Below are 19059 nucleotides of genomic sequence, written 5' to 3' on the forward strand. Positions count from 1 at the left end.
ATTGAACAAACTCGATAGTTAGGATAGCGAAGGTATAATATCTGCTGTCCAAAATAGAATAGTGCTCGTTTAGTATTTGATAACATTTTATAAAAGGATCATAAAGATTAATGATTATTAATATAGAATTAAGTATTGATAATGATTATCAATAACACTATAATTTATTAGTGTTTTATTACTGAATAGTTACAAGCTTGATAATATGCGATAAGCATAAATATACGAGATCAAATCAGCTGATTAAGGCGTGATTTGATAATCGATATGATGGAAGCCATTTAACCAAAACGAATTTTGCTATCTCTTTGAGGATTTGTATGACGATTACCACAGAAACACGCCGTAAGATTTTACCAACTACTTTAGCTGTTGCACTTGCAGGATTGTTAATGGTATCGGGCTGTACCAAAAAAACCGAAGAAGACACTGCTGCTACTGAGACGCAGACAGAGGTTGTAAGCACAGAAACAGGCGATAACACAGAGATATCAGCTGCCGAAAAAGCACATATTGATAGGTTAGTCATCAGTTACGCAAATATGGCCCATGCAGCCTACAAGGATTCACTAGAGACAGCCAAAAAACTCCAGACAGCGGTAAATACGTTTGTGGCAACACCGACACAAGCCAACCTTGATGCTGCCAAAGCTGCCTATAAAGCGGCTCGTCAGCCGTATTCGCAGACGGAAATTTTCCGTTTTGATGAAGGATTTGTGACGGCAAATGATAAGCGCGCGATCAATAGCATTGATAGCTGGGAAGGTCAAATCAACGCTTGGCCGCTAGATGAAGCGCTGATCGATTATGTCAGTGATGACTATGAAGGCGAATATAACAGTCAAGAAAATATCATCAATAGCGATAGCATTACGGTCGGTAGTACCAAGCAAGATACCAGTACAATTACACCTGAGCTGCTTGCCGACATGAACGAGATTGGCGGTAGTGAGGCTAATGTCACAACGGGCTATCATGCGATTGAGTTTATGTTATGGGGTCAAGATACCAATGGCGTAAAAGAGGGCGCGGGTAATCGCCCGGTCACTGATTATGTGACGGAAGCTGGACAATGTACCAGCGGTGATACGGTCAATGAAGATGCCAGTATTTGTGAGCGTCGCGGTGAGTTTTTAAAAGCCGCTACTCAACTACTGGTGGATGATTTGACGGCGATGGAAGCTCAGTGGCAGCCTGATACCGAAAATACCTTACGCAGTGATTTGATGGCGCGTAAATACGACAATGGCCTGCGTCAGATTATGTACCAAATGGGTAGTTTAGCACTGGGTGAGTTGGCTTCTGAGCGTATGCAGGTCGCTTTTGTCACAGGGTCTACCGAAGATGAGCATGAGTGCTTTAGTGACTTGACGCATCTGAGCTATGCCAATAATGCCCGCGGTATCCAAAATGTCTTTAATGGTAGCTACCAGACAGTCGCTGGTAAAACAGTCGGTGGCTATGGTGTTAAAGACTATCTCGTTGACAGCAGTCATGTAGAGGAAGCTGATAAACTGGCCGCTGACTTTAGTAAAGTCGAAGGTGCATTCAACGTCATGGTTGAAAAGGGCGAGAAAGAAGGCATCAAAATTGACCAAATGATTGCAACGGTTGGTCAAGCAAGTCAAGAAGGCGTTTCTGCTGAAGAGCAGAATATCCGTCGCGGCTGGGTAGAAGCGGGTATTAATAGCTTGCAAGAGCTGACCGCTGGTATCGAAAATGCCGCAAAAGCCGTTGGTATTGATAATCTTGATGCAGATGCAGGGTCGCAGTTTTAAGTAGACACCAAGTAGCTAAAAGGTGCTTATTATCTGTATAAGACGTACCTTGATAAAATGATCAGTTGGGTAAATAGACGTTATCAACGATGGTTGGCAACGTCTATTTATCCGTTTCAAAATAGGCCAATAAGGCTATATTCTGAACCAGACTATCGATACCAATGACAACGTGATCGATATCGACTTGATGATTCTACTCTCAAAACTAAGGCGCTTGATGTTTATGAAAGCCATCTATCCAAAGTATTCTGTTTTTCTTCTTCCTTCTGCCATAATACAAAATTTGCCATCCAAGCTTGCACTGCTTATGATGGGTGCAGCGGCGCTAAGCGCTTGTCAGCCAGCCGATAGCGTGTCTAACGACGCCTCAAATAGTGAGCATGCCGCAAATGCCAGTGAAGACGAGCATCCGCTCACCTCTGAGCGTGTGGATAACATCGAAGCACTGGCTGGCGTGCCGATGCAGCAACTGGTCAGTTTTGATCCGCAAGAGATCAAGCAGGGTGGGGACTCTGGTATCAGTATTACCAGTGCTGAAAGCTACTCTAAGCCTTCATCGAACCTGACAGCGTCGCGTAAGGGTTCGTTTTTTATCGGTAATGCATTCTTTAAGCAGCCTTGGGTCGTCGCTCCTGCCAGTACCGACAGTCGAGATGGGCTTGGTGCGCTATTCAATGTGGCGGCTTGTCAATCTTGCCATATCAAAGACGGCCGTGGTCATGCGCCCATGACTGCCGATGATGATGCGGACAGTTTATTGCTTCGTCTCTCTATGCCAGCAACGACGGATGAGCAGCGTCAGCAGTTACAGGACTCGCTGATTGAAAAGGTCGTTCACCCTATGTATGGTGGACAATTGCAAGATCGGGGTATCCAAGGTGTCCCTGCTGAGGCCAGAATTGCAGTACAGTGGACAGATAAGCCAGTCACTTTCGCTGATGGGCATATTGAGACGCTACGTGCGCCAACCTTTAATCTGACCAACCCCGGTTATGGCGCTTTTGATGAGGCGATGATGGTATCACCACGAGTGGCACTGCCTATGATTGGGCTTGGGCTGCTAGAGCAAATACCTGAGGATGATATTAAAAAACAAGCAAGCCATAAGGGTAATAGCGACATCAGTGGTAAGTTCAATTGGGTGATGGATCCACAGACTGGCAAACGTGCGCTTGGACGTTTTGGCTGGAAAGCCGGTCAAACCAAACTGATTACCCAAAATCAAAGTGCTTTTAACGAAGACATGGGTTTGACATCAAATATTCGTCCTCATGAGTCCTGCATGCCGACCCAGACCGTCTGCTTAAATGCGACAACAGGTGTTGATGAGCAAGGCAATGGCAAACCGCCCGTTGAAGTGAACGACGATGTTGCCAAGTTTGTGGAGTTTTATACCCGTAATTTGGCAGTGCCGCACCGCCGTAATGCGGATGATAAGCTTGTGCTGGCGGGTAAAAAGCGTTTTTATGACATGGGCTGTCAAAGCTGCCATACACCAAGATATCAGCTGCCAAAAACTGACGACGATCATCTTGAGCAGCATAGACAAGTGATTTATCCTTACACCGATTTATTGCTACATGACATGGGAGATGACCTTGCTGATCGTACTATCGCGGGTAAGCTACCATCCAAAGACGCTCAAGTTGAGTTTTTAGCCAATTCTTATGAATGGCGCACGCCCGCACTTTGGGGCGTGGGACTTGCGCAAACGGTTGATCCACAAGCGACGTTTTTGCATGATGGACGCGCTCGTACGCTGATGGAAGCGGTTCTTTGGCACGGCGGAGAAGCCGAAAAGCAACAGCAACAAGTATTGAAATTAGACAAGCAAGGTCGCGCCGAGCTAAATGCGTTCTTAAAGTCGCTATAATAAGGTCACTGTAATACAGTCACTATTATAAAATCAGCACAAAAACGCTATAAATTATTACCTATAACATTACCGAGAAATCTATGAAAATAAATCACGCTTTGGCGATGGCGCTATCTGCATTGAGTGCCGGTCTGCTGATTAGCTGTGTTAAACCTGCCGACGACAACAAATCTGCAGAAGTGGATAGTCAAGAAGTTGCAAAAGACAATACAGCTACTGACAGCTCAGCAGAAAGCAGCAAGGAAAGCACTGAGCAGATCGTTGCGGTAGATATCAGCCCTGAGACTCAAAAAACGTATTTGACGCATGTGGCAGAGGACATTGTCCTTCCTGCGTATGCTAATGCCGCAAAGCAAAGTGATCTATTAAATGAATTGGCGCAGAGACATTGTCAGCAAGCACCCGTCAGCGGCGCTGAGCTACAGGCATTACGCGCGCAGTGGTTAGTATTGGCACAAGCGTGGTCGAGTGCTGAGATGATTAATTTCGGTCCTGCGACTGCCAGCATGAGCAATCTGTACATCAACTATTATCCTGATGAGCGCGGCTTGGTACATAGCGGTGTGTCTGATTTGATTGCTGCCAATCCAACACTCACGCCAGAGCAGTTCGCGGGCGAAAGCGCTATCGTACAAGGTGTACCAGGACTAGAAGAAGCCTTGTTTGCCAATGAGAGCTTAAATGCTGGTCAATGCGCCTACGTCATTAGCGCCAGTGGTGCTTTGAGCACGCGTCTAAAAGACATCGAGAAAAACTGGCAGCAAAACGCGACTGAGTTATTGGCGATAGACAAGTCTGCTGAGAGCGATCAAGGCTTGAACCAATGGTTTAACTCGCTATTGTCATTAGTTGAGACCATGAAGTCTAATGCTATTGACCAGCCGCTCGGTCTGACGGGTAAAGCAAAAGGTCATTTGCCAGCGGCTACGGCTGGTCAAAGCCGCGCTATTATCAATGCAAAACTAGATGCCATCAATAAAGCCATGACAGATCCCGTATTGACGGCGATACTTAATAGCAATGATGAGAGCACAGTCGCTAATAATCTATCGACGGCATTGGCTGAAACGACCACTTTATTGGCACAAATGCCAGAAGATTTATCAGCCGCAGACAAAGACGATCAACAAGCGTTATATGACCATCTCACTACCGTCACTCGCTTGATTAAACGCGAGCTGATTCCAACACTCGGTATCCGCGTAGGCTTTAATAGCACCGATGGCGATTAAGGGATGTTTATTACTAAAGGCAATACGATGTCAGAAGATGAGCGTCATGACAGATCAGATGAGCCAAAAGCCAGTTCAATAAGCCGTGAGCTTTTGACGACGTCAATGCTCACGGCAGTCGGCACCGCGGCTCTGGTCGGTATTCACCATCATTATCGTAAGCAGCAGCATCCTGATGCCAGTTTACAAGATTATGTGGCGGGTATGCGAGCGCAGTTACAAGCATTACAGTCGGGCGTTGGGTCAACGCCAAACCTTAAAAGCTTTCGCTATGCTTGTCAGCAAGCAGCGGTGACATGGCAGCAGGCTTATCATCAAGCGATAGATGATGAGAGTAACGTGCTTGATCTTACTGCTGTGCATACGACGACCATGCTCGCACGGCCTGTTCGCTGGGTCAGCGGCGTTGCCTCTATGCCAAAAAATAACGCGTCATTGAATCAAAATGAGCATGACTTTGGCGTGGTAGGTATTGATGCCGATAGACAAATCGTTTGGCAGACGACCATGCCTGAGCGTGTCCATGACATCGTTGTTCAGCCTACAAATGTATCTGAATCTCAAGTTCAGGATAGCAATGTCGACCAAAGGCGCGACGTCGTCGTCATGGGTCGGCGTCCAAGTGAAAAATTCTGGGTGCTTGATACCTCAAATGGACAAGTACAACATGCGATCAAAGCGGATTTACATCGTCATTTCTACGGCCATGCTTGTTATAGCTTAGATGGAAAATTGCTTTACGTAACTGAGAATGACACAGTCAGTCTGGCAGGTAAAATCGGTGTTTATGATGCTAACAACGCTTATAAAAAAGTAGCAGAATTTAACTCTTATGGCATCGGCCCGCATGAACTGATTATGCATCCTGATAGCGAAACACTAGTCATTGCAAACGGTGGCATTAAGACTGAGCAGGCCTCACGTGAAGAGCTAAATTTAGACACTATGCGACCATCGCTGGTCTACCTGAATCGTCATGACGGGGCATTGCTTGAGCAAGTGACGCCCGAGCATAATCAGATGAGCATACGTCATTTAGCGATGCACAATGATGGCACTGTCATGATCGGTATCCAGTTCCAAGGCGAAAAGCATATCAATGTACCGTTAGTACTGACTCACCAGCGCGGTGATGTTAGCTTTGCGCCACTGACTATGCCAAACAATCAATGGCAACGCTTTCATCAATATATTGCGAGCGTCGCCGTTGATAGTGACCGTAATTTGCTTTGTGTGACCACTCCGATTAGTGGCTGTGCGGCAATTTATGACTTACATACTCGAGAGTTGATTGATGATGTGAGCTTGCCTGATTGTGCAGGGGCATCCGTCCTATCCAGTAATAGTGCAATCACCAATAACGTAGATGATATTAAACCGTCAGGATTTATCATCAGTGATGGGCAAGGGCAATTGACAGCGTTAAGAGTAAGTGTTTTGCCAGATTCAAAATTGAATGGTAAAGATGATAAGCATATTAGTACAGACAGCCAATTGCATAGAATGTCCTTTGATAACCATTTGCAAGCGTTATAATACGTAGCCATTGGCACAGTTACGGCCATTGAGGAGATAAAACATTAGCTTGGAAATCCGTTTAGATACTATTAGACAGCAGCTCGCACAGGCAGATATTGAGCTACATATCAGCAAAAAGCGTGTCAAAAACATCAATTTTCGTTTAAAGCCGCATGTCTTGATGGTTTCTGTACCACTGCATATTAGTAATTCAAAAGCTGCTGACGCGGTGGCGCGGCGAGTGTCTTGGGCGATTAACCACCATCTACAAGTGCTAAAGCAACACCAGCGTAAAAAAAGCGCGCCATCAGGTCTTACAACTTCTAAGAACCCTGTCTATCTATGGGGCACTGAGCAGACCTTTATGTTAAGCCATGATGAAAAAATAGCATACTATCGCCAGCAGCTCTCCGATGTCATGCCGTCGCTATTTGAGAAATGGCAGCCAATTGTTGGTGTTCACGCCGATGAGATACGAGTAAAAAAAATGCACACACGCTGGGGCAGCTGCAACACGCGCGCAAAGCGAATTTGGTTGTCCGTTTATCTTCCTGCCTATCCTATCGAATGCACCGAATACGTCATCGTCCATGAACTGTGCCATTTGCATCATGCCAATCATAGCCTTGCATTTTGGCAAACGGTGGCGAGTGCGATGCCAGATTATCGGCAATGGCATAATATACTGGCAGGCAAGACAGGGCAGTTGGATTGAGAGATCCATACATTGAGTCCATTAATTCTTTGAGCGACTTTCCCATCTAAATGAATTTCACTGTGTGAGAGTAATTTGTCTCCCTTTTTTCATCCTATTTAAAACGGCGACACATGTTGATAAGACTGATATGATAAGAAATAACGATACAAATCGTGTCGTTTAAATCCAATTTTATATACAAGGATGTCAGATGGAAAACGTCAATCAAGCTGAGTTTTGGCAGCAGCGCTATGAGAAAAAAAGTACTGGCTGGGATATGGGACAAGTATCACCACCGCTCAAAGCTTATATTGACCAGCTGCCTGAAAATGCTAAGGATGAGGCAATACTCGTACCAGGTGCTGGTAATGCTTACGAGGTAGGCTATCTATATGAGCAAGGATTTACCAATGTCACGTTGGTCGATTTTGCGCCAGTCCCGATTGAAGCCTTTGCGGCGCGTTATCCCGACTTCCCATCTGAGCAGTTAATTTGTGCGGACTTTTTTAACTTATCAGCTGAGCAGTACCAATTTGATTGGATACTTGAGCAGACGTTTTTTTGTGCGATTAATCCAGTGCGCCGTGATGAGTATGTGCAGCAGATGGCAAGGTTACTAAAACCACAAGGCAAACTGGTTGGTTTGTTATTTGATACTGACTTTGGACGAGAGGAACCACCATTTGGTGGCACTAAAGAAGAGTACCAGCAGCGTTTTCAAAGCCATTTTGATCTTGATATTATGGAACCTAGCTATAATTCACATCCAGCACGGCAAAGTAGTGAGTTATTTATAAAGCTGCGAGCGAAATAAGCTCGCGCTTGATATTGTCCCGAGCTTGCGCTTCTAATTGGCTATAGTAATAATCAGTCAAATAGAGTTTGGGATGCGCTAGTAATCCTTGTAATACCGCAGTGCGCCCATCACGGTAGTTGTCATCTGCGACGTGTGCATATTCTTGACGTATCGCTTGTGCATACTGCTGATAGGTAGGCCAAGGCGCACCCAAAATACTCAAATCCATATCTAGCAGATATGCCGCATCACTGTATTTAACACTATCTATCGACTCATCTACCTGATGATTGGCCGTCATCATGATGAATGCGTAGATGTCTTGGCACTGCTCTGGGCGTAGATAAGAACTCAACGCGCCTACGGCATATTCAGCGCTTTTTTGCTCATTATCTACGCGTGTTGGGTCGTATATCACATCATGATAATACAGTGCCAACACCACGATATACGGAGCAGTTAGATGGTGTTTAATGCTTTCAAACTGTACCAATAACTGCTCAATATGACTCAGGGTATGATAAGCTCGTTGTGGTTCACCGTAGCGCACAGAGATATCTTGCCAGAGGGTTTGTGCGTCGTCTGGTGTCACATCACTATTGAGAGCAGACAAGCATAAGTAAAAATGATTGCCCAGCTCCATATTTATAGGTGGCAATTCATTCATAATTAACCTTTGTCACTTGCCATTTATTTTGTATTAGCCGCATCTTTAAATGCCTTATTAAATACTTCTCCGAGCAAGCTGATATCATCGACACGGGCATAATTTAAGCGGGTGACAAAAGCAATATGGCGGTGTGGTCCTTCTTCAGCTAGAGGTACAGCGACAGCATTTTGATTTTGCAAGTGCAACTGATCGAGTGCCATTTCAGGCACTAGGGTCGTGCCCATGTTGGCAAGCGCCATTTGAATCAGCGTGTTTAGACTGGCATCCGAGAAGCTTGATTTCATCTGTGCACGGTCAAAATGACAGACAGATAGCGTCTGATCGGTTAGGCAGTGGCCTTCACCAAGGAGCATAAGATTGGCAGTAGCTAGCTCGTCAGCGCTGATGGTATCAAGCTTGGCATGTACATCGTCTTTTGGGAAGACGGCAAAGAAGTCTTCACTCCAAAACTCAAAACTGTGCAGGCCATCTACAGCATATGGCAGCGCAATGATAGCCGTATCGATATGACCGTAGCGCACTTGCTCAAGCAACCGCTCGGTTTGCTGCTCAACGATCGTCATGCGAAACTCTGGATACTGAGCACGCAGGGCTGGTAGAACCTTTGGTAGCAAGTAAGGCGCAATCGTGGGAATGATACCAACGGTCATCGGATACGCCAGCGGTGTCTGATGGCTATGGGCGCGTGTGGTCAAATCGCTCACTTCAGAGAACACGCGCTGTGCCCTTGTGAGGATTTCTTGACCGATAGGCGTAATCAGTACTTGCTTGTTATTGCGCTCAAAAATCTGTGTATCTAGCTGTTTTTCTAATTCTGCGATACCCAAGCTCAGGGCAGACTGCGAAATATTACAATCTTCGGCAGCACGTTTGAAGTGACGATGTTTGGCGACGGCTAAGGCAAACTCAAGTTGTCGTAAAGTAATCATAAAACCTCTCTTTTAATGGGTTTTTAATGTAATTTATCCTGTCAGTAAGCCTCTATAAGGCAGCAAATTACCAGTTATGTACCAATGATAGGATGTACCAATGATAGGATATAGAAAGCATAGTTTAACAAGTTTAATAAAACAAAACATCACATTAAAAACTTTTAACTGGATTAACCGTAGAATTCGCGTATAGTTTGTCGGGTAGCCCAGAAAGCTAAAGGGCTAGTTAAAAAATCCCTATAAATAATTTTAATTTACTTAACAAGAGAGGAGCCAATCATGGCGTCTATTATCAATCAAGCAATCCCAGAATTTTCAGCCGATGCCTATGTAAACGGTGAGTTCAAAACCATCACCTCAGAAGACGTAAAAGGCAACTGGGCGATCTTTCTATTTTACCCAGCTGATTTTACCTTTGTTTGCCCAACTGAGCTAGAAGACATGGCCGCTCACTACGACGAGCTAAAAGGTTTGGGTGTTGAAGTATACTCAGTATCAACTGATACGCATTTCACGCACAAAGCATGGCATGATTCTTCAGAAGCGATCGGCAAAGTACAGTATCCAATGATCGGGGATCCTACTGGTAAAATCACTCGCGGCTTCAATGTTATGATTGAAGAAGCAGGTCTAGCAGAGCGTGGTACGTTCCTAGTAGATCCTGATGGTCTGATCCAAGTAGCAGAAATTCATGCTGGCGGTATCGGCCGTAGCGCAAAAGATATGCTACGTAAAGTAAAAGCCGCTCAGTACGTTCGTGAGAACGATGGCGAAGTTTGCCCAGCAGCTTGGGAGCAAGGCGGCGATACACTTAAGCCAAGTCTTGACCTAGTCGGTAAAATCTAAATAGCTATTTCATCCCTTAGATAAAGTAGCGCTGACTTTTATACTTTTAGTGTGAATCAGTTCTACAAATAAAGACCCCATTAACTGATGTTGATGGGGTTTTTTTATGGCGCTAGCTACAATCTTATGAGTCTTATTTATTGATCATAAGCGTAGTAGGCGTAGTATATTCGAACCACTATTAAAGTGTTACAGCGTTAGACTCGTTTAGCCTACTACTGTAGTACTTGCACTCGTCTGCCTTGTACCACTTTTAATATTGATTGACTATATAGTGAATTCAGTATAAAAACGATACAGTGGGACTGGGATAAATTTTTCGCAGCATCGAGCAGCATAGCCACAGCACGCAAGGAAGATTTAGACCAGTTCCACTTTGATATATAATGTATTTGTTTTATTTAGGATTGACTATATCAGGCGCGAGATTGTTCTTTATTTTTATCAATAATCTTATAAATCTCGTCTTTGAGATGTAATTTACGCCGTTTCATTTGTTCTATTTCTTCTTCACGGCTGGCATGCTTGACTAGATCTTTTTCGAGATAATTGATTTTTTGATCAAGCTCGGCATGCTCATCAAAAATACTCGCAAAATGACTGTCTTTGAGCTTCAGTTCGGCAATAATATCTCTGTTATCGTGGAAAGTATCTGTTTTTCTCATGTGTTCATCCTTGTCATGAAACGCAAGCTTGTCATAAGCAATCGCGTATGGTGTTAAAAAGACGGCTTAACTTAAGAACTATTCTCGATTGTAGCGAAAAAATAGCCTAGATACTATGGCTATTATCTACTAGTATATTTGTATTTAATTAATTAAACCTATTAACGATTGATTTTATAAAACGTAAAGTTTGAGTTTCTCAGCTTGCCCAAATACTGCGAACACCTGATAATAGGGTCATTCAAGAGCGAAAGCTCGATATATACAAGGTTTTTTATAATATTATCAAGTGTAAAGATTTCATATTTAGGCGTGCAGCATGACAGTTGCCGTTACATATTCAGTCATAATGAGGAACAAACATGATAGATCAAAATTTATTAGACGCAGTTAAGACATATAGCGAAAACATGACGCGCCCGATTACTTTTGTATTGGGTAGCGGTGAGCACGATAAGCGCGCTGAATTGATCGACTTTTTGAGCAAGATTGCGGGTACGACTGACAAAATCAATTTCGATGAGCAGGTTATCGATGACAGTTTGCCAAGCGCGATTAGTTTTAAAGTAGTCAGTCATGTTGATGGAGAGACTGCTGATACAGGTATCGTATTTAGTGGTATTCCTGGTGGTCATGAGTTTACCTCATTGATCCTAGCCATTTTGCAAGCGGGTGGTCATACGCTGAAATTGGATGAAGGTATCCAAAAGCTAATCAAACGCTTCAACAAGCCGCTACAGTTTCAGACCTACGTGTCACTATCATGCCATAACTGCCCAGAAGTGGTTCAGGCGTTGAATCAATTTGCGCTACTAAACGATGGTATCAGCAATGAGATGATCGATGGTGCGCTCTTCCAAGAGCAAGTAGAAGCAAACAAAATCCAAGGTGTACCGGCCGTATTCTTGAACGGTAAACCATTTGCCAATGGTCTGATTGATACTGCCAAACTGATTGGAAAATTACAAGAGCAGTTTCCTGATCTGTTGTCAGATGTGGAAGATGATGCTGAGCAACTAGAGCAGCAAGATGTCACTGTCATTGGTGCAGGTCCTGCAGGCGTTGCAGCAGCTATTTATACCGCGCGTAAAGGCTTAAAAGTCACCATGGTCGCTGATCGTATCGGTGGACAAGTCAAAGACACGCAAGATATCGAAAACTTGATCTCTGTACCTTTAACCAATGGTACTGATTTGTCGACTAATTTCGTTAAGCACTTGGCTGAGTACAATATCACGCTAAGAGAGCATGTCAGTGTGAAAGATATCGGCGAGACAGAAGAAGAAAACTACAGCATCAATCTAAATACCGGCGAGACGTTTGAAACTCGTAGTATTATCTTGGCGACAGGTGCCCAATGGCGTAAGCTTGGCGTACCGGGCGAAGAAGAAAATATCGGTAAAGGCGTGGCGTTTTGTGCCCACTGTGATGGTCCATTCTTCAAAGGTAAAGACATCTCAGTGATCGGCGGTGGTAACTCAGGCGTTGAGGCTGCGTTAGATCTGGCAGGCATTGTTAAGCACGTCACTGTATTAGAGTTCGCTGATGAGTTAAAAGCAGACCAGGTATTGATCAATAAAGCCAAAGAGAAATCCAATATTGAATTCATCACTGGTGCGGCGACGCAAGAGATCAAGGCGACTGATGGCAAAGTATCGTCCATCGTCTATCAAGATCGCAGCACAGGCGAGACACATGAGCGTGATTTATCAGGTGTGTTTGTACAAATCGGTCTCGTACCAAACACTGAATTTGTCAAAGGCTTTGTCGATTTAAACCGCTTTGGTGAGATTGAGATTGATGAGCGCTGCCGCACCGATCGCAAAGGTATTTTTGCTTGCGGTGATGTGACCACCGTACCATTTAAGCAGATTAATATTGCAATGGGTGAGGGTAGTAAAGCAGCATTGGCAGCATTTGAATATTTGGTTATGCAGTAAGTTTTAGTATCAGAATTAGTCTTAGAAGAAAAAGCCACCTTAATTGAGGTGGCTTTTTTTTGCGTTTTTATAGGAATTTTTCTATAGAATAGCGCCTAAAGTTTAAAAACCAGTCATTTTGATGAGTGAATAAAGCAATTTCTCTTGAAAAATGTCATCATCTACGTTACAAATGCGCCATTTTCGTTACAAATACGGGTCTTAGATGCGATAATAAGCCCAATAAAACCTATCATAGCGTCACGAACTATAAGGAAAATAGGCATGGAATATATAGAATCTTTTTTTGCCCTAGTCGGGGATCTAACATGGGGCTGGGCACTCGTGCCTATGTTAATTATTTTTGGTTTATTATTTACCATTGTGGGCAGGTTCGCTCAGTTTACATATTTTAAACGTATGTTCCGTGTATTTAAGACGGACGAAGTAGGAGACGACGGCATTTCTGCCCGTCAGGCGTTGCTCGTGTCGATCGGCGGACGTGTTGGCGGTGGTAACATTGCTGGTGTTGCCGTTGCAATCTCTTTAGGTGGTCCCGGTGCAGTTTTTTGGATGTGGGTTGTGGCACTCATCGGCATGATGACCAGTATTGTTGAATGTAGCTTGGCTCAGCTTTACAAGCGCAGAGACATTGATGGTAACTTTCGCGGTGGCCCTGCAACTTATATTTTACACGGTTTAGGTAAAGATTATCGTTGGCTCGCTGTCATTTATGCTATTGCTTTACTACTGTCTTTTTCCATTGGATTTATCGCATTCCAAGGTAATACGGTAGCAGGTTCTGCGCTTGAGAGTTTCGGGATTGATCGCTGGATATCAGGTACGGTACTGGTGGTTGCGGGTGGATTTATCGTCTTTGGTGGTATCCAGCGTATTGCAAAAGTCGCTGACGTTGTGATTCCTGTGATGGCGTTGATTTACATTGGGATGGCACTAATTATCATCGTGTTGAATATCGCCGATCTGCCTGCACTGATGGCAATGATTGTCAAAAATGCATTTGGTATTGAATCCGTCGTTGGTGGCGGTATCGGTGTGGCGATTGAGCAAGGCATGAAGCGCGGCCTGTTCTCTAATGAGGCAGGTTTGGGTTCTGCGCCTAACATTGCCGCCACTGCTTATGCCACGCATCCAGTCAGTCAAGGTATCTCGCAGTCACTATCAGTATTTATCGATACCATCGTTGTCTGTAGTGCCACGGCATTTATGATTTTGCTCAGCGGCGTTTATCAGCCAGGTGCCGAAGTTGATGGTATCGTACTCGCGCAGCAAGCGCTCACCGCGCAGCTTGGTGATTGGTCACAGTACGTGTTAACCATCTCGCTACTATTGTTTGCATTAAGCTCGATCATGTATAACTACTACATGGGCGAAAATGCGATTAACTTCTTGGTTAAGAAGAATACTAAAACGGCAACCTTGGTGTTGCGTGTTGTGGTGATTGCGATCTTGTTCTTGGGCGCAGTCGCTCCAGCAGCTACCACCGTGTTCTTCTTCGCCGATCCATTGATGGGCGTACTGGCACTTGCCAACTTATTGGCCTTGATTATGCTGTTCCCACGTGCCAAGCGCTTACTTGACGACTTTGCCCGTCAATTAAAATCAGGCGTCAAAGAGCCGTTATTCGATGCGCAAGAGTATGAGAAATTAGATCTCGATCTGAGTGCATGGGGCAAAAAAGCAGTAAAAGAGGCATTAGAGCAAAAACAGTAAAACGTTATGCTTGAAGTCTTATCAAATAAAAAACCACTTTAGCCAAGCTAAAGTGGTTTTTTTGTGGAAAGTGTTATTTAGCCGACAATATACCCGATAACGAGACAACCTCACCCGCTTCATCTTCTTCGATCATCCGTGTCTCTTGCAGTGCTGCTTGAATCCAAGCCTTGATATGCGGGTTGTTCAGCATGGCCTGGCAATACTGCTGGGTTGTTGGTTGTAGTGTTAAACCAGAGGCGTTGGCATATGTCTGTAATCGCAACACCACTGGGGCAAAAAAGACATCAGCTGCTGTGAAATGTCCAAACAAATAACTGTTCGTCGAACGTCCTTTTAAGCAATCGGCAAAGATAGCCTCAATACGAGCAATATCAGATAAGCACGCACTGCTCGGTTGTATTTTAGCAGTTGCTCTGATATTCATCGGCATCTCATTACGAATACCTGATAATCCTGAATGCATCTCAGCAATGATGCTTTGGCAATAGGCGCTGTTGATTCTATTTTGATGGTCAGTTTGAGCGTTAGTGTCAGGCTTATTGATGCCTGTCCAAATATTGATATCCGTAAAGTACTCATCAATATGTATCGCAATGGCTAACGTATCCCAAACAGTGACTTTTTCATTGCCTTCACCGTAGACCAATACAGGGACTTTTCCTGTTGGTGAATGCGCCTCAAGTATTGGGCGTGCTGAGGGATCAAACAATTCAATCAGCTGCTCGTCAAAGTCAACATTGAACGCTTTTAAGAGTAACCATGCCCGTAGCGACCAAGAGGAGTAGTTTTTATTGCCGATGATCAGTAGTGGTTTTTGCATTTTTAAATCCTATTCAACGATCACAGTGACTTTTGATTGTGTACTCAATGTCAAAAATTAACCAGTCTATAACTTGCGTGATATCTCTATCATTCAAATGATATCCCAAAAAATGCCCATCCAAAATCTGGATGGGCATTTTTATTTTTAGCGTTAGCAAGTTTTATTAGCTTAATAATAGGCTAGTCGTCTAACAAATCCATTTGCTTGGCGGCTTCATAGATACCGTTTGAGCGGTTACCCGTACGGCAAAAGATGAGCATTGGCTGCTCAGCTTGGTTAAAGAAATCTGCAAATGCTTCGACATGCTGCTGCGTCAAGCCATTACCTGAGAATGAAATCTCTTTATAAGCAAGTCCTGCTTCTTTAGCAGCAGCTTCAATCTCTGCACTGGTTGGCTGATTTGGTTCTTCACCGTCAGGACGGTTGTTGATAATGGTTTTAAAGCCATTTTCGGCAATCATAGGCACTTGGTCAGGGGTGATCTGTCCGGTAAAGCTAACTTCATGGCTCATAGGAGCTCCTTTTTTATTGGTTGAGTTGGTGGTGTAAAATACATTTATGATTGAGCCAAAGCGAGTAATATGACTATAGCAAGCCCTGCATCAATGCGCTTTGATACAGCAGTTTGGCGCGTGCGCCCGTACCGCAAAACATCAATATGGGCTTTGGCATCGCATGATAAAACTCAGCAAACTGCTCTACGGTCAGCATACTCAAGCGCTCATCATCGAATGGTAGATGATGATAGGTTAAGTTTGCTTCTTTTGTAGCAGTTGCCAAATCACAGCTGTTAGGCTGTGTTTCGATCTCAGCGTCTGGACGTATATTGAGTACTGAGCGATAGCCAAGCTCGGCAATTTTGATACATTGGCTTGGATAAATTTGCTTATAAATCGTTAGGTCATTTAGGTTATCGGTCATAAATAGCTTCAGTTATCGTTATTAATATATATTTATTATTGAGCTCGTGGCAGAGATGATAAAAATAAGGTCATGCATTGTTGAGACTGAAACGACGGGTGATATGTGTTTATGTACCATTAGCCTATGTTCAGTCAATCTAGCATAACACAGGCTCTATCATAGCGATATTGTACGATAGACGACAGTAGCGATTAAAAGCGCGGTACAAAAATAATGACGCAGCTAAATATCCTTCAAGGCATCGACGGCATCTAACGTACTGAGATATACCTGCCCTGACAGCTCGCTGATGAGCGGTGTCTGCCCGATGATATCCATGACAGGGCCCTTAATAAAACTAAAATGTAAGCGCTTGTTTTGCAGCGCAAGCTCTTTATTTAAGGTACTGAGCATCTCTTGTGCTGTCAGATCAATATGATTGACCGCGGCCATGATCAAAATAATTTCCTGCGCTGCTGGATATTGCTGCATGGCATTTAGAATACGGCGGTGTACCGATTCACTATTGCCAAAAAACAGACTCTCATCGATACGCAGCATCAATAAATTGTCAAAAGTCACCACATCGTGACGATTGATATTGCGAAAGTGTCCGGTACCACCCAGCTGTCCCACGATGGCGACATGTGGCTTACTTGATTGCCAGATGAGACTGGCGAATGACACCATTAGCCCAATAACCAAACCCGTATTTAGCCCAAATATGAGCACACCGACGAACGCTGCCAAAAAGCTAGCTCCATCCAAGCGATCGCGTTGCCAAGCAGACTTTAAAGTCGCAATATCTATCAGACCAATGATAGAGGCCATGATGGTTGCACCTAGTAACGCATAAGGCAAGGGTGCAAGTGCATTACTAAAGGCAATCAGCGCGGCAATCATTACCAGCACCGTCACAAGGCTGGCAAGGGGTGTGTTTGCTCCAGAATCTGCATTGATCGCCGTGCGTGAAAAGCCACCTGCGACCGCAAAGCTCTGGAACAGTCCGCCAGATAGATTGGCAAGACCAAGACCCGTCAGCTCATGGTTGGCATCGAAGCTCTCACCGCGCAAGCGTGCGTAAGTACTGGCAACGGAACTGCTAGAGACAAAAACAATTAGTGCCATCAATCCTGCGGTCGGCAAGAGTTTGAGCGCTTCTTGTAGGTCGGTCATATGCGGTAGTGTAAAGCTGGGTAAACCTTGTGGAATACTACCAATGGTCGCAACCCCTAACGAATTCCAGTGCAATAGCATACTTAGAACGATAGCAATACCCAGTAAAACCAATGGAAATAAACGTTCGGCCCATTTGGCATACGATGATGACAGCCACGTTCGCCATACCCATTGACTCGCATAGCGGTTAGCGACCAAAAGTACAAACGCGATAATACCAATCACTAAGGTCAGCGGATGCACCTGACTGGCATAGCGCTGCATGGTAGATAAATAGCCAACCAAGCTGCTACCAGCGATAGGTATCGCCATCAGATACTTCAGCTGACTGACAAAGATAAGCACTGCCGCGCCGCTCACAAACCCTGCTGAGACGCCGCGACTGATAAACTGCATAATCCAGCCAAGCTTTAGCCGCCCTGCAATCCACAGCAATGCCCCTACCATTAATGCCAATAAACTCGCCATCAGGGCATACTGCTCTGTGCCTTGCTCAGCATAAGGCAGTAGACCACTGGCCGTCATGATGGCAGTGATCGCGACGGGCCCAACAGCTTGTACGTTGCTAGAACCAAGCCAAGCATAGACGAGTACAGGCACGATCGCAGAATACAGACCATACACGGGCGGCAGACCAGCAAGTACCGCATAACCTAGGCTTTGTGGTATCACCAGTACGCCCACCACCAGTCCTGCGACCAGATCAGTCGGTAATACTGTGAGCTGGTATTGGCGCAGCCAAGTAGGAATCAGACGTGCAGCGATAGAAGACATATCAATACATCACCAAGATAGAAAGCAGTATAAAACAGTCAGGCGAGTACGGCATTATTCGGTTTTGGCACAAAATCTCTGATAAAGCAGATCTAATACGGCTAAAGCATCATCACTTGCGATACGATAGTAAATTTGCTTGCCCTCACGGCGAGTGGCAACCAGCTCATCCTTACGCAAGATACCCAGTTGCTGCGACAAGCTTGGCTGTCCAACACCAACCAACCCCTCAAGCTCACCGACGCAGTACTCACCTTGTGTCAACTGACAAAGTAAAAGTAGGCGATCAGGATGAGAGAGCGACTTTAGTAATTGGCTGGCCTGCATCGATGCTTGTTGCATTTGTTTGGCAAGATCAATAGATGAAAAGTCGGCGCTATCAGAGGACGTATCATGGTTAGCGCTATGAGTAGATGTACTCATTGATGAAATAGAAGTAGCCAGAATAAGCTCCTTATATAATAGGGCAGTCACTGCCATATTATTTTCAATAACATAGGGTTCATTATCAATGATATCGCGCCACATAGCAAGATATAATTATTTACATTATATAAATTGATAAAATGTATTGCAGTTGCTATATTAGTAATAACAAAAAAATCGTAATGATAAGCAATCATTATATACGACTCAATATCATACTTAAGCGTTAATTGAATATAAAAACCACATTGCCATAACACTCAAACACTCATAAATAGACAAAGA

17 protein-coding genes are annotated in these 19059 nt (G+C 44.4%); 9 read left to right on the forward strand and 8 right to left on the reverse strand.

Going from position 1 to position 19059, the window contains the following annotated elements; translation table 11 throughout:
- Window positions 1-320 precede the first annotated feature (320 nt).
- From AOT82_RS10895 to AOT82_RS10920, 6 genes are all read left to right on the forward strand, one after another.
- The gene (locus tag AOT82_RS10895; RefSeq protein WP_071002998.1) at window positions 321-1778 is read left to right on the forward strand and encodes an imelysin family protein; all 1458 of its coding nucleotides are present in this window, start codon (window positions 321-323) and stop codon (window positions 1776-1778) included.
- Between the two features lie 226 nt (window positions 1779-2004).
- Entirely contained in the window at window positions 2005-3654 is a 1650-nt protein-coding gene (locus AOT82_RS10900; protein WP_071003764.1) for a di-heme oxidoreductase family protein, read from the forward strand.
- 83 nt (window positions 3655-3737) lie between these two features.
- Window positions 3738-4889 (forward strand): imelysin family protein, encoded by a 1152-nt coding sequence (locus tag AOT82_RS10905; RefSeq protein WP_071002999.1) that lies wholly within the window; start codon window positions 3738-3740, stop codon window positions 4887-4889.
- Window positions 4890-4892: 3 nt separating this feature from the next.
- Entirely contained in the window at window positions 4893-6425 is a 1533-nt protein-coding gene (locus AOT82_RS10910; RefSeq protein ID WP_071003000.1) for a DUF1513 domain-containing protein, read from the forward strand.
- A gap of 49 nt (window positions 6426-6474) precedes the next feature.
- Entirely contained in the window at window positions 6475-7122 is a 648-nt protein-coding gene (locus tag AOT82_RS10915) for a M48 family metallopeptidase (RefSeq protein WP_227517144.1), read from the forward strand.
- Window positions 7123-7315: 193 nt separating this feature from the next.
- Window positions 7316-7918: a methyltransferase domain-containing protein gene (locus AOT82_RS10920; RefSeq protein WP_071003002.1), complete on the forward strand. Its 603-nt coding sequence runs from the start codon at window positions 7316-7318 to the stop codon at window positions 7916-7918.
- Here the strand turns inward: AOT82_RS10920 and AOT82_RS10925 are convergent.
- Together AOT82_RS10925 and AOT82_RS10930 are read right to left on the reverse strand one after the other, a co-directional pair.
- A complete protein-coding gene (locus tag AOT82_RS10925; RefSeq protein ID WP_071003003.1) occupies window positions 7896-8567 on the reverse strand; it encodes an HD domain-containing protein in 672 nt (223 codons plus the stop codon). The two genes, AOT82_RS10920 and AOT82_RS10925, sit on opposite strands and share 23 nt — an antisense overlap.
- Before the next feature lie 23 nt (window positions 8568-8590).
- Window positions 8591-9499, reverse strand: coding sequence for a hydrogen peroxide-inducible genes activator (locus AOT82_RS10930; RefSeq protein ID WP_058025493.1), 909 nt, complete (start codon window positions 9497-9499; stop codon window positions 8591-8593).
- 282 nt (window positions 9500-9781) lie between these two features.
- On the opposite strand from AOT82_RS10930, the gene ahpC reads away from it, so the two are divergent.
- Window positions 9782-10348, forward strand: coding sequence for an alkyl hydroperoxide reductase subunit C (gene ahpC / locus AOT82_RS10935; protein WP_058025494.1), 567 nt, complete (start codon window positions 9782-9784; stop codon window positions 10346-10348).
- Window positions 10349-10764: 416 nt separating this feature from the next.
- Here the strand turns inward: ahpC and AOT82_RS10940 are convergent, their stop codons facing one another.
- Window positions 10765-11013 (reverse strand): YdcH family protein, encoded by a 249-nt coding sequence (locus AOT82_RS10940; RefSeq protein ID WP_071003004.1) that lies wholly within the window; start codon window positions 11011-11013, stop codon window positions 10765-10767.
- Window positions 11014-11375: 362 nt separating this feature from the next.
- Between AOT82_RS10940 and ahpF the strand changes: the two genes are divergently transcribed.
- Both ahpF and AOT82_RS10950 read left to right on the forward strand, forming a co-directional pair.
- Window positions 11376-12953, forward strand: coding sequence for an alkyl hydroperoxide reductase subunit F (gene ahpF / locus AOT82_RS10945; RefSeq protein ID WP_071003005.1), 1578 nt, complete (start codon window positions 11376-11378; stop codon window positions 12951-12953).
- Window positions 12954-13217: 264 nt separating this feature from the next.
- Complete coding sequence (locus AOT82_RS10950; protein WP_071003006.1) at window positions 13218-14666, forward strand: alanine/glycine:cation symporter family protein; 1449 nt, start codon at window positions 13218-13220, stop codon at window positions 14664-14666.
- Window positions 14667-14739: 73 nt separating this feature from the next.
- Here AOT82_RS10950 and AOT82_RS10955 read toward each other — a convergent pair whose 3' ends face one another.
- From AOT82_RS10955 to AOT82_RS10975, 5 genes are all read right to left on the reverse strand, one after another.
- A complete protein-coding gene (locus AOT82_RS10955; protein WP_071003007.1) occupies window positions 14740-15489 on the reverse strand; it encodes a glutathione S-transferase family protein in 750 nt (249 codons plus the stop codon).
- A gap of 182 nt (window positions 15490-15671) precedes the next feature.
- Entirely contained in the window at window positions 15672-16004 is a 333-nt protein-coding gene (locus AOT82_RS10960) for a TIGR01244 family sulfur transferase (RefSeq protein WP_071003008.1), read from the reverse strand.
- 73 nt (window positions 16005-16077) lie between these two features.
- The gene (locus AOT82_RS10965; RefSeq protein WP_071003009.1) at window positions 16078-16413 is read right to left on the reverse strand and encodes a beta-lactamase hydrolase domain-containing protein; all 336 of its coding nucleotides are present in this window, start codon (window positions 16411-16413) and stop codon (window positions 16078-16080) included.
- A 225-nt stretch (window positions 16414-16638) separates the two neighbouring features.
- Window positions 16639-18348 (reverse strand): SulP family inorganic anion transporter, encoded by a 1710-nt coding sequence (locus AOT82_RS10970; RefSeq protein ID WP_071003010.1) that lies wholly within the window; start codon window positions 18346-18348, stop codon window positions 16639-16641.
- Between the two features lie 54 nt (window positions 18349-18402).
- Entirely contained in the window at window positions 18403-18828 is a 426-nt protein-coding gene (locus AOT82_RS10975) for an ArsR/SmtB family transcription factor (RefSeq protein ID WP_228724536.1), read from the reverse strand.
- Window positions 18829-19059: the final 231 nt, after the last annotated feature.

This window comes from Psychrobacter sp. AntiMn-1, assembly GCF_001854065.1.
GTDB lineage: Bacteria > Pseudomonadota > Gammaproteobacteria > Pseudomonadales > Moraxellaceae > Psychrobacter > Psychrobacter pacificensis.

Bases quoted from the DNA above. Each gene is read 5' to 3' on its own strand.
- ahpF (WP_071003005.1), top strand. From the start codon at position 11,376: ATGATAGATCAAAATTTATTAGACGCAGTTAAGACATATAGCGAAAAC.
- AOT82_RS10910 (WP_071003000.1), top strand. From the start codon at position 4,893: ATGTTTATTACTAAAGGCAATACGATGTCAGAAGATGAGCGTCATGAC.
- AOT82_RS10925 (WP_071003003.1), bottom strand. From the start codon at position 8,567: ATGAATGAATTGCCACCTATAAATATGGAGCTGGGCAATCATTTTTAC.
- AOT82_RS10955 (WP_071003007.1), bottom strand. From the start codon at position 15,489: ATGCAAAAACCACTACTGATCATCGGCAATAAAAACTACTCCTCTTGG.
- AOT82_RS10920 (WP_071003002.1), top strand. From the start codon at position 7,316: ATGGAAAACGTCAATCAAGCTGAGTTTTGGCAGCAGCGCTATGAGAAA.
- AOT82_RS10895 (WP_071002998.1), top strand. From the start codon at position 321: ATGACGATTACCACAGAAACACGCCGTAAGATTTTACCAACTACTTTA.
- AOT82_RS10965 (WP_071003009.1), bottom strand. From the start codon at position 16,413: ATGACCGATAACCTAAATGACCTAACGATTTATAAGCAAATTTATCCA.
- AOT82_RS10900 (WP_071003764.1), top strand. From the start codon at position 2,005: ATGAAAGCCATCTATCCAAAGTATTCTGTTTTTCTTCTTCCTTCTGCC.
- AOT82_RS10930 (WP_058025493.1), bottom strand. From the start codon at position 9,499: ATGATTACTTTACGACAACTTGAGTTTGCCTTAGCCGTCGCCAAACAT.
- ahpC (WP_058025494.1), top strand. From the start codon at position 9,782: ATGGCGTCTATTATCAATCAAGCAATCCCAGAATTTTCAGCCGATGCC.
- AOT82_RS10950 (WP_071003006.1), top strand. From the start codon at position 13,218: ATGGAATATATAGAATCTTTTTTTGCCCTAGTCGGGGATCTAACATGG.
- AOT82_RS10960 (WP_071003008.1), bottom strand. From the start codon at position 16,004: ATGAGCCATGAAGTTAGCTTTACCGGACAGATCACCCCTGACCAAGTG.
- AOT82_RS10975 (WP_228724536.1), bottom strand. From the start codon at position 18,828: ATGGCAGTGACTGCCCTATTATATAAGGAGCTTATTCTGGCTACTTCT.
- AOT82_RS10940 (WP_071003004.1), bottom strand. From the start codon at position 11,013: ATGAGAAAAACAGATACTTTCCACGATAACAGAGATATTATTGCCGAA.
- AOT82_RS10970 (WP_071003010.1), bottom strand. From the start codon at position 18,348: ATGTCTTCTATCGCTGCACGTCTGATTCCTACTTGGCTGCGCCAATAC.
- AOT82_RS10905 (WP_071002999.1), top strand. From the start codon at position 3,738: ATGAAAATAAATCACGCTTTGGCGATGGCGCTATCTGCATTGAGTGCC.